Origin of the sequence: Neorhizobium huautlense (assembly GCF_030811685.1) — a bacterium.
Taxonomy (GTDB): Bacteria; Pseudomonadota; Alphaproteobacteria; order Rhizobiales; family Rhizobiaceae; genus Neorhizobium; species Neorhizobium huautlense_A.
The window spans coordinates 146,471-160,673 of the sequence record NZ_JAUSRF010000004.1; the positions used below are offsets into that span (position 1 = coordinate 146,471).

A 14,203-nucleotide genomic window follows, 5' to 3' on the forward strand; every position below is an offset into this window, starting at 1 on the left:
CAAGCGCCTCCGCCAAAAAAGCCGCAGGGAATCACCGGATGGCGGCGAATGCCATCCGCTTGGCGGCTAAGGGGCATGACATGGGCAATATTTCTCCGATCGGAAACCGCGAGACGGTGGCAGACGGACTGCAATCTTTTTCCGCCGAAAACCAGGCCTGGCTGGTGCTGCTGATGGAAAGCCCCGCCAATGACGACATCATTCTGGACGGCTTGCATCTTCACCTCGACCGGGCGAGCGAAGCACGCTTCCTGAACTCGATGAAGCTCGAGCAATGCGGAGAATGGGTGGGCAGACATGCACCCGCACGCCTGCAGATCCGCCTCAGCGAGGCAGCGCGTTCGAGCCAGCATCCGGCCTATGGCGCATTCCGCAACGGCCTTTCCAGATCGGGTGGCCTTGAGCGCGCCTACCCGAAATCACCGGTCTGATTGCACCGGCAAGATATCGGTTTTAAAAAGAACAGGCGGCCCGGAGCATTCCCTCCGAGCCGCCATTTTTATGGGCGAAAAATCAGCGGCTAGCGGCGCGGTCCACATCGCGGCCGGCAGACTGCGTGGCGTCCACGGCATTGGCGGTGTCCCGGCCCATGCCGCGAATGGTGTTGCCGCAGGAGCTCAGGGCGAGCATGGCAACAAGGGTAGCGCCGAGTACGGTCACGGTTCCGATTTTCATGGTGGGAAGCTCCGAAAGATATCAATTGGTTGCATATCGCGCCCGGGTAACGCCCCACTTCACGAAAGGTTCAGGCGCCAGTACAATTTATTTCACATGCCATCGATCTAACGCTTTTTTCACGGCCCAAAGCTCACACTGCAAGCCTTGCCAGCGAGGTATTCGTGCATGAGCCAGGCCCTTCCTTTCCCAAGCGTGATAGTCATGACCGCGGGCGGCGCCAATCCGCAGGTGATGATCAATGCGCTCAAGACACACTGGCCGGATCTCCACATCATCGAGGAACAGCCGGAGAGCAAAAAGGCTGTCCTGCAACGCCGGGCAAAACGCCTGGGATGGTTGACGGCAGTGGGTCAACTCGCAACGATGATCGCCTCGCGGTTCGGCAAAAATGTCGCCGCACGTCGCACGAAAAATATTCTGGCAACATACGGGCAATCGGCGGCTGTGGATCCGTCGATCCCCATCCATCACGTCGAAAGCCTGAATGGCAGCGAATGCCACGCGCTGATCGCAAAATTGCGGCCAAAGGTGTTTTTTACGATCTCATGCCGCCTTCTGTCGAAGGATACGCTTGCTGCATGCCCCTGCCAGATCATCAACTTCCATGCCGGAATCAACCCGACCTATCGCGGCCAGATGGGCGGATATTGGGCTCTGGTCGAAAATGACGCGGAAAATTTTGGTGCAACGATCCATCTGGTGGACGCCGGCACGGATACAGGCGGCACGCTCTACGAAAAGCGGATCACGCCGGGCAAAGGCGATTTCATTGCCACATACCCGATGCTCATGACCGCGGCCTCGACCGATATGGCCATAAACGCGGTCAGGGACGTACTGGCCGGAAGCATTGCTGTCCGAAAACAGTCCGGTCGCTCCGTCCTGCGCTTTCCGCCGCCAATCTGGACATGGCTCTGGAACGGCCTCACCAAAGGCATCTGGTAATCGCGACTGCCGTCTCAGGCAGCGGCCGCGTCGATGGTTGCGAAAGCTTCACGAATACCCTCGGCAACAGCCTTGGCGGGCACCGAAAGCTGCGGATTGGTCAAGAGACGGATATCGAAGCTGATCAGTTCCGGCAGCCCCTCTTTCGGCCCCAGTATCTGCATATCGCCGGTGATATAGGAGCGCGGGAACGGTGCGATCGCCAAATCGGAGACCACCGCAGCGCGCTGCGCCATCGTGTGGGCACTGGCATAGGCAATACGATACGGCCGCTTGTGTTTGTCCAATTGCGCCAGCGCATCCTGCCGCCACACGCAGCCATCTTCCCATACGGAGACCGGCAGCGGATCGCGCAGATAGGCCGTTCCGCATTTGGCGCCGGCCCAGACCAGCTTTTCCGTGTGAATGATTTCGCCAGCCGTGGGAAACGGCTTGGTGGCACAGTTGATCAAGGCGAGGTCGAGACGCTGCTCGTCCATCCGCTTGCGCAAGAGCAGGCTCTGATCGACGGTAACATCAACCATAATACCCGGAAAGCTCTCGCCGAAATCCTTGAGAAGTTTTGGCAACAGGCGTTCGGCGATATCGTCGGGAGCACCCAGCCGCACCACACCCGACAATTCCGGCATGACGAAGCGTGACACCGCCTCGTTCGACAATGCCAGCATGCGCCGCGCATAGGAAAGAAGCATTTCGCCATGCTGGGTCAATGTCACCGAGCGGGCATCACGCAGGAACAGGGTCGCCTTCAGTTGCTCTTCCAGCTTCTTGATCTGCATGGACACCGCAGATGGTGTCCGCAGCACGGCCTCGGCGGCCGTCGAAAAATTGCCCGTCTCGGCAATGGCCACAAAGGTTCTCAAAACATCGTTATCGAGAAGCGGCAGAGGGGAACGGAACGGCGTCGACATGGAAACACCTTCAATTTTTCTGATTTTAACAACCATATCATTTCGTTTGATTGAACGTCAAGACTGCGCATAATGTGCCTATCGTTTGATCTTAATGGTCGAATTTGAGGCAGAACAAAGCGCCAGCGCGAAATCTGCTTCACATAATCAAATGAATGGCAGCAACGCCATTCGACTGATTGATGACAAGAGCACGAAGGAGCGTTCGCATCACGCTTGCGAACATCCTGACCAAACAGGAACGGAGGAGGCCATCATGGCCATGTTCACGTCACATCACACTGGGCACCACGCGCCCAAGTCGCATTCATCGCTTTCTGCCGCCTGGGGCATCGTCACCGACGGCATAGCGGAAGTCAGGGCATCGTGGCGCCGCCGCAAGACCGCGGAAATGATCGAAGGCCTTTCGCCTGAACTGCGCAAGGATATCGGCTGGCCCACCAGCGACATCCTGTTTGAGAAAGAGCGCGATATCCATCATTGATCACGGATGGTCGATCATAATCCGGATCAGGAAATGTCTGCGGATCAACATCATATGCCGGATACCCTCTCTGAAGGCGAGTACCCGGCATTTTTCCTGGCCCGCCCTCGAAGGTGTCGCAAAAAGAACGCATAGAATTCCGGACTTTGCCGGAACCGCCGCGGATACGGGAATTTATGTCGCTTTTTGAACATTAAGGCCGCATAGTTTCACGCGAGGAATTGACATTCGTCACGGAGTCCTCGGCATGAACAAGTTGCAGACTAAAAAGCGATCGATTGCCTTCTTCCTCGTACCCAATTTCACCATGCTGCCGTTTGCGGCCGCGGTTGAGACGCTGCGCATCGCCAACCGCATGCTGGGCTACACGGCCTATACATGGCGGCTCTGTTCCACCGACGGGGGAAAGGTCTATTCCTCCTGCGGTATCGCCATTGAAGTAAACTCGTCCATCGCCGACGAACGCAAGGCACTGGGTGGCGAACACCGCCCGGATATGGTGCTGGTCTGTTCGGGCGTTTACGTCGAGGAATTCCAGAACAAGACGGTCAGCGCCTTCCTGCGAGAAACCTACAATCGCGGCATCGCCGTCGGCAGTCTCTGCACCGGCGCCCACCTGCTGGCGCAGGCCGGGCTCCTCAATGGCAAGCGCTGCGCCATCCATTGGGAAAACCTGCCGGGCTTTTCCGAAGCCTTTCCGCAGGCCGAAGTTTATGCCGATCTCTATGAGGTTGATGGCAATATCTACACCTGCGCCGGCGGCACCGCGTCGCTCGACATGATGTTGAACCTGATTGGTCAGGATTTCGGCGAAAATCTCGTCAATCGGATCTGCGAGCAGCAACTGACCGACCGCGTCCGCAATCCACACGACCGCCAGCGTCTGCCCCTGCGCGCCCGTCTCGGCATCCAGAACTCAAAGGTCCTGTCGATCATCGAGGTGATGGAGGCCAATCTGGCCGAACCGCTGTCACTGGTGGAAATCGCCGACAGTGCAGGCCTGTCGCGGCGGCAGATCGAACGACTCTTTCGCCAGGAAATGGGCCGATCCCCTGCCCGCTATTATCTTGAAATCCGACTCGATCGCGCCCGTCACCTGCTCGTCCAGTCATCCATGCCGGTCGTGGAAGTGGCGGTCGCCTGCGGCTTCGTCTCCGCCTCACATTTTTCGAAATGTTATCGCGAGATCTACAACCGCTCACCGCAGCAGGAGCGCGCCGAACGCAAGCTGACAATGACCTCCGTGCGGTCGGGCATTGCAGCCTGACAGGATCACGCAACCAGAAACACAAAACGCCGCCTGTGAGGGCGGCGTTCTGATTCCAAAGATGGCGGCTTGCCTTCAGGCGCCGGCATTTTGTTTGACCCGACCATGCATCGAGCGAATCTGGATCAACGTGTCGAGGTTCTGGTTGACGCGGCAATAAAACTCTTCGTCGATGAACGGGCGAAGCATGAAATCATTGCCACCGGCCTTCAGGAAACGCGCCGACAGCAGGCGGTTATCCGAGGACGACACGCCGATAATGCGCAATTCGTGGCTGCCGCGAACCGAACGGATGCGGCGCGTCAACTCGAAACCGTCAATGTCCGGCATGTTATAGTCAGTGACCATCAGGCCAATATCGGCATTCTTCTTCAGAAGATCGAGCGCCTTGGCGCCGTTTTCGGCCGTGCTGACGCGGAAATTGTAGCGCTTGAGGCGGCTGGACAGAAGCGCGCGTGCGGTCGGGCTGTCATCGACGATCAGCACGTGATGCTGATGATTGGTGAGGAAACGGCAAACCGATTCGGCCAGCATTTCCACGGCAAAGACATTGTCCTTGAGGATATAGTCGACGACATCCTGCTTCAGCAGCTTTTCGCGGGTATCCTCGTGGAACGTGCCGGTGAAGACGATGACCGGAACACTAAGGTCGATCAGGTAATCCAGCGCCTCGCCGTTTTCGGCACCCGGCAGGTTGATGTTGGAAATAGCCAGCGTGATCGGATCGGTCGAACGATCGTACGCAAGCTGCAGATCCTCGAAATTGCGGCAGATTTCCACCTCGATTCCGAAAAGTTCCTTCAGCCGTTTGCTGATCATGGACGTGAAGACATTCGAGTCTTCAGCCAGAAGAATACGCGCGCCAGCCAGATCCTGCCCGGAATAATGCATTCCGGAAATGCCGAGAAAAGTCATAATGCCCCTATCAGTGAGATACTGTCCCCTGATGAAACACATTAGCAAAGACGTTTTTCGGAAGCGTTAATCGAGAACGACATCTTGATGACGAAAGCAAGAACAAGGATCTCGCCCCTATTCTTGCTTTCGATACTGCGAAAGATCGCAGGTCGGACATCATGCCCCGCCGCGTGGATCCTCGTCCTTGTCCGCGATCCAGCTCGGTTTTCCGCGATGAAGAACGATTTCCTGCTGCGGGAAAGGTATGTGGATGTTTGCTTCCCGGAAAGCCTTCAGGATATCGGCACGCAGCTTGTTGCGGATACGCAGGCCAGCATCCATGTCGGCCAGATGGTAGCGCAGTTCGAAATCGAGCGAGGACGCGCCGAAGCGGAGGAACTCCACATGCGGCTCGGGATTACGCAGCACTTCGGGAACTTCCTTGATCAGGCCGAGCAGGATCTCGATCACCTTGTCCGGATCGGCATCATAGCTCGCCGAGACCGGAATTTCGTTGCGCTGAATGCGGTTGCGGTGGGTCCAGTTGCCGACCGGCGCATTGATCAGCTCGGAATTCGGCACGATGATCGATTGTTTTCTGAACGTCTCGATCTCGGTCGCGCGAACAGAAATGCGCTTGACGATACCTTCCGTCGTACCGGTGATGACGTGATCGCCAACCTTGAACGGACGCTCGACCAGCAGGATCAGGCCCGACACGAAGTTCGACACGATGTTCTGCAGACCGAAACCGATACCGACGGAGAGAGCGGAGGCAACCAGCGCGAAGCTCGACAGGTCGATGCCCGCCGCAGAAACGCCCACCAGCGCCGCCATGCCGACACCGAGATAACCGATACCGGTCCGTACCGAGTTGCGCACGCCGGTATCCACCTGACTGCGCGCCATGACATTGCCGTCGATCCATTTCTGGATCCAGCCTGTCACCACATAACCCGCCGCAAACAACAGAATGCCGCCAAAGATGCTGACCAGCGAGATGGAGATATTGCCGATCGTGATGCGGGTAAAGAACTGGTAGATCCAGGATTCGATATCGGTGAGCTGGAATCCCCAGGTGATGAGGATCAACGGAATGCCGAAGACCAGCGCGAAGGCGTAGATGCTCAGGCCGGCCAGCAGACCCGTCTGATCGAGCCCGACATCCCCGAACCGGAAACGTTCGGCGAGTTTCCCACCCGCCGCCGTGTTCTTGAATGCACCCTGCTTTGACACCGCCTTGCCGGAGAGAAGACCGATATAGATCAGCACGACGACGGCGCCGGTGAGCACGATCTGCGTTGCTCCGAAACGGGCAAGCCCGACATAACCGGCGATCACCGCAAGGATCAGCATCAGCCCGGCGAGACGCAACAGGATGCGGATAGCGCGCGGCCAGGCCTGACCAGCGCTGTCCGAGGTTTCGTCCTTGGCGATGATCGGCTTCACGAAGGATACGCCGATGAGGATCAGGCCGATGACGAAAGCTGCGATAATGCTTTTGGCGATCGTCACCACCAGTGGCGAGTTCAACGCCTCACTGACGGCACCCAGCATGTAATCGAGGCCATTGACGACGGCCATGGCGATGACCGCTGCCGTCAGCAGACGTGCGCCGCGATCTGTGACCCGCACCAGCCGCCAGTTGGGATCGGCAGGCGCCAGCACCGATGTGCTGAGATGCCAGACGAAATAGACGAACCAGACGAAGCCGAAGAAGGAAGCAATCATCGACGACACATCGGGCCGCAGCACGTTGAAACCATCGAGGAAGAAATAGGACGAGAGCAGAAAAGCCGCGAGCGACATGGTCTCGATGACGGTAGACCAGAAAGCCACCGACAGGCGGCGCAGATAGGTCGGCGCTTCATCGCCGACCACCTTGCGGTGGATCAGGCGCCCGAACAGACGGTAGCCTCCGAGAAGGAACAGCAGACCGGCCCCCAGTGACAGGACGAGCGCCCCGATCAGCTGATATTTCTTGTAGCTCCAGACAAAACCGGACCAGCCGGAAATGGTGCGAACAAAATTCGAGACTTCGGTGACAGTCGCCTGCCCGGCCTCCATAAAAAGATCGGCCGACATATCGGTATGGCGAAACAACGTCTGCGCAAACAGATTGCGGCGCAGCGTGGTGATCGTATTGCCGAGCTGGTTGGCGCTTTCAGAAAGATTGCTGGCGTTTTCGACGACAACATTGAGTTCGGCGCGTTCGTTCAGCAGGCGGTTACGTTCCTGCGACACCAGCGGCGGCTCGGCCGGCTGGCCTTCCTTCGGTGCCTCGCCCAAAGCCGTCAGGCGGTCACCGATCTGCTTTTCACGCTCCTGCAGCCTGCCCGAGGTCGCCTGCATTTCGCCGGCGATCTCTTCGGCGCGAACGCGCAACTCGGCAAGACTGCCATCATCGTCGATATCCTGCTGCACACGCTGACGAAACATGTCGAGCTGCGAGCGAATGGTCGCCAGGTTGGCGCGCATTTTCGCGTTGATCGAATCGGCCGTGACCTGCCCTTCATTCGGATCAGGGGCACTGGTCGAGCTGGAAGGCGGAGCCGAAGACTGGGATTGTCGCGGAGCCGGAGAAGCAGGCTGCCCGGCGGATGGCTCTTCCGGCTGCTGGACCGCGGCCGGCGTCTCCTGCGCGAGGGCGGGCGACGACATGGCTGGCAACAGGGGCAGAACGGCAAGCTGGAGAGCGATCAGGGTGGCGGCAAGAATGCGGCTGTTCATGCCGCGTTTTGTCTTCATCTCGGACACGCGAATACTCGTCTCTTCAGTGTTGGTCCCGCGCCATTCGCGGAGAATCGCCGGGAAGATAGGCACAGATCACGGCGAAGGAAAGGAAAGGCGAAATATACCGACTGCAATATCCGGCCTGTTCGGTGGCTTGATCATCACCGGCCGGAACAACATTTCCGTCATCGCGTTTAGCTGTGCAAGAATTTCAACAGGGGTAAGTTCATGGAACAGGCAGGTATCGGCTGGATTGCAGCCATCATCATCGGCGGCATTGCCGGCTGGCTCGCAGAAAAGTTCATGCGCAGCAATATGGGCGTGCTCATGAACATCCTCCTCGGCATTGTCGGCGCGATTATCGCCAATGCCATCCTCGGTGTCTTCGGCATCGTTCTGGGCGGCTGGATCGGCTATCTCATCGCCGGCTTCATCGGCGCCTGCATCCTCATCGCCGTCGGACGGGCGATAAGACGGTGAAACGCCCATTGCCGAATATGGCTCTGCTCTCGCATGAGGGCAGAGTCTTCCCTTGGTGATCTTCGATTTTCAAAAAACGCCCGCCTTTTTGCGGGTCATGTGGTCGGGGCACTGAAAGCTGCCTCGTAATTTAGTTAGTAATTGACACCTCTCAGTGCCCCGTTCGACGGTTTATGCCCGCGACTTCGGTTCCTCTGCGAAAGCCATCCCGGTGTTGCCACCGACTGGCGATCATGTGTGCCGCACAGGCACGCCCGGCGCGCTTCTTTCGGGCTTCAGAGGCATTGCGAGGTTTTAACGCCCGCAACACCTCCCCCGTGTCGCCGGAGGAGAACCAGTTTCCGCGAACCCTGAGGATGGAGACTTACGTCTTTTCTCCACCACCAGCGCCGGCTCCAACTCGCCGGGACGCCTCCCGGTGTATCCACGATGGAACACGCGAAGTATCGCACAGGCTCGAAATGCGGGGATGAACTCGGAGTCAAGATACTGATTTCGTTGAATCCGATTCGTATATCGTCCGCACCTAATGTTTTGTTTGCGACAGATTATGCCGGTTTTGCAGGTGGGTTATGAGCGGTGACACACTCTCTTGCCTGCGTCATCTGCCCTCGGGTTGTTTCGAGGGCGGATGACGCAGAAGAGATTGCCGCTCTCGCGCCAGATATCAGAAACCGGAGCCGGGCTGCGACAGATATTCCAGCTCGGCTTCCGTCGATTCTCGACCGACAAAGGCATTGCGATGCGGGAAGCGCCCAAACCGGGCGATCACGTCGCGATGTTTCTGCGCATAATCGAGATAATTGGCATCACCAAGATCTGAAAACAGCTGAACCGAATGGTCCTGATCGGCCAGGCTCTCCGAATGCTCGAAAGGGAGATAGGAAAAACAGCGCGAATGCACATCCAGCTCGCGATCGAGGCCAGCCTCGACCAGACGCCGTGCCTCGCGTACGGCAAGCCAGTCGGTGGCAAATGCCAGCGGGGTCGCACGGTACATGTTGCGGGGAAACTGGTCGAGAACGATGATCGCCGCCAGCCGGTGCCTCGGCGTGGAATGAAATGCGGAGAGATCGCCCCGCGCCATTTCCAGATGCAGCGCTAGAAAACGATCGCGGATAACGTCGTCGAGACCTTCCGGCGGCTGGAACCAGCCCTGTTCGCCAAGCTCCTCGAACCAGAATGCCAGAACGGTTTCGGCGGCGTCTTTTCCAAGTGTCATAACGATCTCCTCAAACAATAACCGGAGCGGCGTCGAGATCGAGCGCCTGCTTGTCCAGATTCAACATGTCGGCAATCGCCTCGACCACTATTCTGTGATCCTCTCGCTGCGGAAGGCCGGATACGGTCACCGTGCCGATGGCGCCCACGCCCCGCACGACGATCGGAAAGCTGCCGCCATGGGCCGCGTAATCTGCCGGATCGACGCCGTATTTGTCGGCAAGCGTGCGATTTTCAAGCGAGAGACCGAGACCAATGGCATAACTCGGATGTCCGAACCGCATCGCGACATTGCGCTTGCGCCGAATCCACTGGGCATTATCCGGCACGGAACCCGGAAGCGCCGCGTAAAACGCCGGCATTCCGTTCATCTGGATATCGATCGCCACCGGATGTCCGGCTGAGACAGCCATCGTGCGCAACCTGCTGCCCAGTTCCCAGGCGCTGCCGAGATCAAACCGGTCGAATTGCAGGACCCTTTCCTGTTCGAGGATGAGGGACAGGTCGTTTTCGATTGCCATGGATGGAGCCTCCTTCATTCGTCCGCGATTGATGGAGGCTCGAGCCGGCGATGTAAAGGCAACAACGCGGCTGACCTATCGGAACATTCGCTCGCGCTGCCGAGTTATGGCGACAAAGGAGAAAGGCCATGTCGACATCATCGCTTTCCAGCCGCAAATTTCTCATCGCAGCCACCTATGCCGCGACCGTCATCCTCTTTGCTTCAATCGCCTGGCAACCGGCCACAACCACGCACGGCAAGTCGAGCAGACTGTCCGGCCCGGAGACGGAAACCGCATTCCTGATGCAGCGTTTTGGAAATCCACAGCGCACAAGCCCGTAAATCCGGGCTTTTCCACAGTGGCGGTCTGCGGCTGTCAAAAAAGATTCAAGAAAATTCATTCTGCCGCTAGACAAGCCGAATGAAGCCCTTTAGAAGCCCCCTCACACCGCCGGTGACACCAAACGCCGGGACGGATTGGACGGGTGATTAGCTCAGTTGGTAGAGCAGCTGACTCTTAATCAGCGGGTCGTAGGTTCGAGCCCTACATCACCCACCAAACTTTCTCAAGACATTGAAAACGTTTTCAAAGTTGACTTGGTCAACTGAACGAAAAAAACGTTTGTCTTTTCCCTCAGACTTCCGCGTGTCGCTTCCATTCCGTGCGAAAACTGAGATGCGTCGAGCACACTTCCCTGCCCCCATCGTCGCGCACGAAAATCGAAATCTCGCCACGCTCCTGCCCCGGCAATTCATCGCGTGCGATATCCAATGCGATTCGACTCATTTCCTGCATGATCTTTCGATCCGATGCGAGTTCCATTCCGTGCTCGTCACGGCTCGGCCCATCGCCATTGTGAATATCGAAGAAATATCGCGGCATGTATGCAAACCTCTGTGTCGTGCCACTCAATCATCGGCACCGCTATTTGTTCCCGACAAATCTTTGCAACTATTCGCCGGGCAAACGCGTTCTAAGCCCCGTCAATTGCAAGGGAGAATGCCGTGATCGAACCACTTCTTCTCAACCTCGAACAGCGGGACAACCTCTCGGAAGCCGAGAAGGAGGTGCTGCGTTCGATCGCCGGGAGGGAGAAGCGGTTTTCAGCGAATGAAGACATCGTCACCGAGGGCACGCGCCCAAACACCAGCACCATGCTGCTGGATGGCTTTGCGGCACGTTACAAGGTGACCCCGGAGGGTGCTCGCCAGATTACCGCCATTCACATCGCCGGTGAATTCGTCGATCTGCACGCGTTTTTGCTGAAGACAATGGACCATGGCATCGTCGCCCTGTCGAACTGCACCGTCGCCTTTGTCGATTACCCGGACCTCAAGAAGATCACCGAGGACTGGCCACACCTGACACGCCTCCTGTGGCTGGATACGCTCATCCACGGCGGCATTCACCGCGAGTGGATCGTATCGATGGGGCGGCGTTCGCGCACGTCTCACCTCGCTCATGTGATTTGCGAGCTTTATCTGCGCCTGAAAGTGGTTGGGCACACGCAGGGCTGGGCATTTCACTTCCCGCTCTCACAGGCGGAAATGGCAGATGTGCTTGGCATCTCGCTTGTCCATATGAACCGTGTCATTCAGGCGCTGCGGCGCGAAAACCTCATCACATGGACCAAGGACACGATCACCATTCTCGACTGGCAACGCCTGCAATCGGTCGCCGGCTTCGATCCGACCTACCTGTCGCTGAACGCCGAACCGCGCTGACCCCGATTGGGCGCGGTAACTTTCAAATATGATCCGGCTCAAGGGTTGCGATACCGCAAAAATCGACTAGTCACGGTTTCCGAAAAGGAATCATGAATGACTATTGAAACGCTCCTGGATTGGCAGGAACGCGGAATGAATGCGCGCATACTCGGCCTGCCCTCCTCTGACCATCCCCTCCTCAAGCCCGATCGACAGCCCGACGCCACCGGTGAAACGGTGGAGGTCTGGCAGATGAAATGTGATGCCTGGATGTTTGGATGGTCAATTGAGGACAGCATGCGCCAGTCCGGCACAGGCGTTAACGAATTATTAATCCGCTCAGCAGGTTAACAGGGAGATAACGCCGACGGATATTGAGAAATCGGCAACCATGCTCTCTATCTCACTGCAGCCGGCATGATGCCGGTCAGGGGCTCGCGGACCCCCTACTCGAGAGAGCTGGTGAGCCCCGCCAATCATTTCAGCACAGCCATGAGCAAGGCTGTTTCAGGATCGTCCAACAGATGCGTTCATCTTCATATTCAATTAGAAATTACGCATGTACCAATATCGTCCATAAAGCCAAATTCCGGTAAACCATTACGCCGGACGCGGCGGCCTGCGGATGGCGAACAATAAATTCTCCTGAACGGACCCATCAAAAGATTTTCTTGGCTTCGAAAAACGATACCGGTCATGGAATATTGCGCTATCGTCACCGCACGCGCTGTTCAGGAAAACACCATGTCCGCCTTGCATGTCTCCCGTCGCCAGATGTTGCAGATTTCGAGCCTGTTGCTCGCCTCGACCGCCTTGCCGACACTCGCTGCCGCCCAAAACCTGCCAAAGGGCGGCCGGCTTGTCGTTGCGGCTGATTCCGAGCCGAAAAACCTCAATCCGGCGATCGTGGCGTCCAATGGCGTGTTCTTCATCGCCAGCAAGGTCATCGAGCCGCTGGCCGAGGCCTCGTTCGACGGCAAGGACGGGCTGGAACCTCGGCTTGCCACGAGTTGGGAATCTGCAAGTGACGGCTTGAGCATCACGTTCAAGCTGCGCGAAGGCGTCACTTGGCATGACGGCAAGCCATTCACCTCGGCGGACGTCGCCTATTGCGCGTTGAATGTGTGGAAGCCGCTGCAAAACCTCGGCCGCATCGTGTTCGCCAACCTGACGGCCGTCGATACGCCTGACGATCTCACCGCGATCTTCCGCTTTTCCAAACCGACGCCGATCCAGTTGATCCGCAATGCCCTGCCCGTCGTCAGCAGCGTCCTTCCAAAACATCTCTACGAAGGCACGGACATCGCCACCAACTCCGCCAATGTGAAGCTGGTCGGCACGGGGCCCTTCACCTTTGCCGAACACAAGCCGGGCGAATATTACCGTCTGGCCCGCAACGAAAACTACTGGGGCAAGGACCAGCCGCATCTCGACGAGATCATTTTCCGCGTGCTGCCGGATCGTGCCGCCGCCGCCGCGGCACTGGAGGCCGAAGAGATCCAGCTTGCCGCCTTCTCGGCCGTGCCGCTTGCCGATCTCGACCGCATTTCGAAAGTGCCGGGCCTCAAGGTGATTTCGCGCGGTTACGAAGCGCTCACCTATCAGCTCGTCGTGGACATAAATCACCGGCGCAAGGAACTGGCTGATCAGAAGGTTCGACAGGCCATCGCTCACGCGATCGACAAACAATTTGTCATCGACACGATCTTCCTCGGTTATGCCTCCGCCTCCACAGGACCGGTGCCGAAAAACGCGTCGGAATTTTATGATGCGGATGTGCCGAGCTACGCATTCGATGTCGAAAGGGCCAACGCCCTGCTTGATGAGGCGGGCTACAAGCGTAGCGGCGACGGCACTCGGTTCGAACTGAAACTGCGCCCCGCCCCCTATTTCAACGAGACCCGCCAGTTCGGCGATTACCTGCGCCAGGCGCTGGCCGCCATCGGCATCGATGCGCAGATCGTGAATGCGGATTCCGCCGCGCATCAGAAGGCCGTCTATACGGATCACGATTTCGATCTGGCCGTCGCGCCACCCGTCTTCCGTGGCGATCCGGCAATCTCCACCACCATTCTGGTGCAGTCCGGCATTCCTGCAGGCGTGCCGTTTTCCAATCAGGGCGGTTATTCCAATCCGGCGCTCGACGCGATCATCTCCAAGGCATCGGAAACCATCGACAGTAGCGAGCGGACAAAACTCTATAACGAGTTCCAGAAGATCGTGGCGACGGATCTGCCGCTGATCAATGTCGCGGAATGGGGCTTTATCTCCGTCGCCAGCGAACGCGTGCTCGATATCGCCGACAATCCCCGCTGGGCGGTTTCCAATTGGGCAAGCACGGCGCTGCAGCCGTGAGCGTCATGGCGGCGGACAGGAGA

General features: G+C 57.8%; 16 protein-coding genes and 1 tRNA gene. 10 read left to right on the forward strand and 7 right to left on the reverse strand.

The features are described 5' to 3' along the window. Positions 1 to 80: 80 nt before the first annotated feature. Positions 81 to 431 (forward strand): hypothetical protein, encoded by a 351-nt coding sequence (locus tag J2T09_RS07340; protein ID WP_306832763.1) that lies wholly within the window; start codon positions 81 to 83, stop codon positions 429 to 431. A gap of 82 nt (positions 432 to 513) precedes the next feature. Here the strand turns inward: J2T09_RS07340 and J2T09_RS07345 are convergent, their stop codons facing one another. Beyond that, a complete protein-coding gene (locus tag J2T09_RS07345; RefSeq protein ID WP_373458400.1) occupies positions 514 to 630 on the reverse strand; it encodes an entericidin in 117 nt (38 codons plus the stop codon). A gap of 213 nt (positions 631 to 843) precedes the next feature. Here J2T09_RS07345 and J2T09_RS07350 point away from each other — a divergent pair, with 213 nt between their 5' ends. Then, entirely contained in the window at positions 844 to 1,623 is a 780-nt protein-coding gene (locus J2T09_RS07350) for a formyl transferase (RefSeq protein WP_306832767.1), read from the forward strand. 14 nt (positions 1,624 to 1,637) lie between these two features. On the opposite strand, the gene J2T09_RS07355 is transcribed toward J2T09_RS07350, so the two are convergent. Beyond that, positions 1,638 to 2,534: a LysR family transcriptional regulator gene (locus J2T09_RS07355; protein WP_306832769.1), complete on the reverse strand. Its 897-nt coding sequence runs from the start codon at positions 2,532 to 2,534 to the stop codon at positions 1,638 to 1,640. Positions 2,535 to 2,628: 94 nt separating this feature from the next. Between J2T09_RS07355 and J2T09_RS07360 the strand changes: the two genes are divergently transcribed. Then, positions 2,629 to 3,018 (forward strand): hypothetical protein, encoded by a 390-nt coding sequence (locus tag J2T09_RS07360; protein ID WP_306832771.1) that lies wholly within the window; start codon positions 2,629 to 2,631, stop codon positions 3,016 to 3,018. A gap of 247 nt (positions 3,019 to 3,265) precedes the next feature. Continuing rightward, positions 3,266 to 4,285 (forward strand): GlxA family transcriptional regulator, encoded by a 1,020-nt coding sequence (locus J2T09_RS07365; protein WP_306832773.1) that lies wholly within the window; start codon positions 3,266 to 3,268, stop codon positions 4,283 to 4,285. Positions 4,286 to 4,360: 75 nt separating this feature from the next. Here J2T09_RS07365 and J2T09_RS07370 read toward each other — a convergent pair whose 3' ends face one another. Then, a complete protein-coding gene (locus J2T09_RS07370; protein WP_306832775.1) occupies positions 4,361 to 5,200 on the reverse strand; it encodes a response regulator in 840 nt (279 codons plus the stop codon). A gap of 159 nt (positions 5,201 to 5,359) precedes the next feature. Next, a complete protein-coding gene (locus J2T09_RS07375; RefSeq protein WP_306833219.1) occupies positions 5,360 to 7,930 on the reverse strand; it encodes a mechanosensitive ion channel domain-containing protein in 2,571 nt (856 codons plus the stop codon). A 213-nt stretch (positions 7,931 to 8,143) separates the two neighbouring features. Between J2T09_RS07375 and J2T09_RS07380 the strand changes: the two genes are divergently transcribed. Beyond that, positions 8,144 to 8,395, forward strand: coding sequence for a GlsB/YeaQ/YmgE family stress response membrane protein (locus tag J2T09_RS07380; protein WP_306832777.1), 252 nt, complete (start codon positions 8,144 to 8,146; stop codon positions 8,393 to 8,395). Between the two features lie 667 nt (positions 8,396 to 9,062). Here J2T09_RS07380 and J2T09_RS07385 read toward each other — a convergent pair. Continuing rightward, on the reverse strand, positions 9,063 to 9,617 hold the full coding sequence (locus J2T09_RS07385; RefSeq protein WP_306832779.1) for a DUF924 family protein: 555 nt from the start codon (positions 9,615 to 9,617) through the stop codon (positions 9,063 to 9,065). A gap of 10 nt (positions 9,618 to 9,627) precedes the next feature. Next, positions 9,628 to 10,137, reverse strand: coding sequence for a heme-degrading domain-containing protein (locus J2T09_RS07390; RefSeq protein ID WP_306832781.1), 510 nt, complete (start codon positions 10,135 to 10,137; stop codon positions 9,628 to 9,630). Between the two features lie 128 nt (positions 10,138 to 10,265). On the opposite strand from J2T09_RS07390, the gene J2T09_RS07395 reads away from it, so the two are divergent. Both J2T09_RS07395 and J2T09_RS07400 read left to right on the forward strand, forming a co-directional pair. Further along, entirely contained in the window at positions 10,266 to 10,460 is a 195-nt protein-coding gene (locus J2T09_RS07395) for a hypothetical protein (RefSeq protein ID WP_306832783.1), read from the forward strand. Between the two features lie 141 nt (positions 10,461 to 10,601). Then, positions 10,602 to 10,677, forward strand: a tRNA-Lys gene (locus J2T09_RS07400). A 75-nt stretch (positions 10,678 to 10,752) separates the two neighbouring features. Here the strand turns inward: J2T09_RS07400 and J2T09_RS07405 are convergent. Further along, entirely contained in the window at positions 10,753 to 11,001 is a 249-nt protein-coding gene (locus J2T09_RS07405; protein WP_306832785.1) for a DUF6894 family protein, read from the reverse strand. Positions 11,002 to 11,123: 122 nt separating this feature from the next. Between J2T09_RS07405 and J2T09_RS07410 the strand changes: the two genes are divergently transcribed. The 3 genes from J2T09_RS07410 to J2T09_RS07420 all read left to right on the forward strand — a co-directional run bounded on the left by J2T09_RS07410 (position 11,124) and on the right by J2T09_RS07420 (position 14,180). Further along, a complete protein-coding gene (locus J2T09_RS07410; RefSeq protein ID WP_306832787.1) occupies positions 11,124 to 11,843 on the forward strand; it encodes a Crp/Fnr family transcriptional regulator in 720 nt (239 codons plus the stop codon). Positions 11,844 to 11,939: 96 nt separating this feature from the next. Then, positions 11,940 to 12,176, forward strand: coding sequence for a CrpP-related protein (locus J2T09_RS07415; RefSeq protein ID WP_306832789.1), 237 nt, complete (start codon positions 11,940 to 11,942; stop codon positions 12,174 to 12,176). Positions 12,177 to 12,569: 393 nt separating this feature from the next. Then, complete coding sequence (locus J2T09_RS07420; protein ID WP_306832791.1) at positions 12,570 to 14,180, forward strand: ABC transporter substrate-binding protein; 1,611 nt, start codon at positions 12,570 to 12,572, stop codon at positions 14,178 to 14,180. Positions 14,181 to 14,203: the final 23 nt, after the last annotated feature.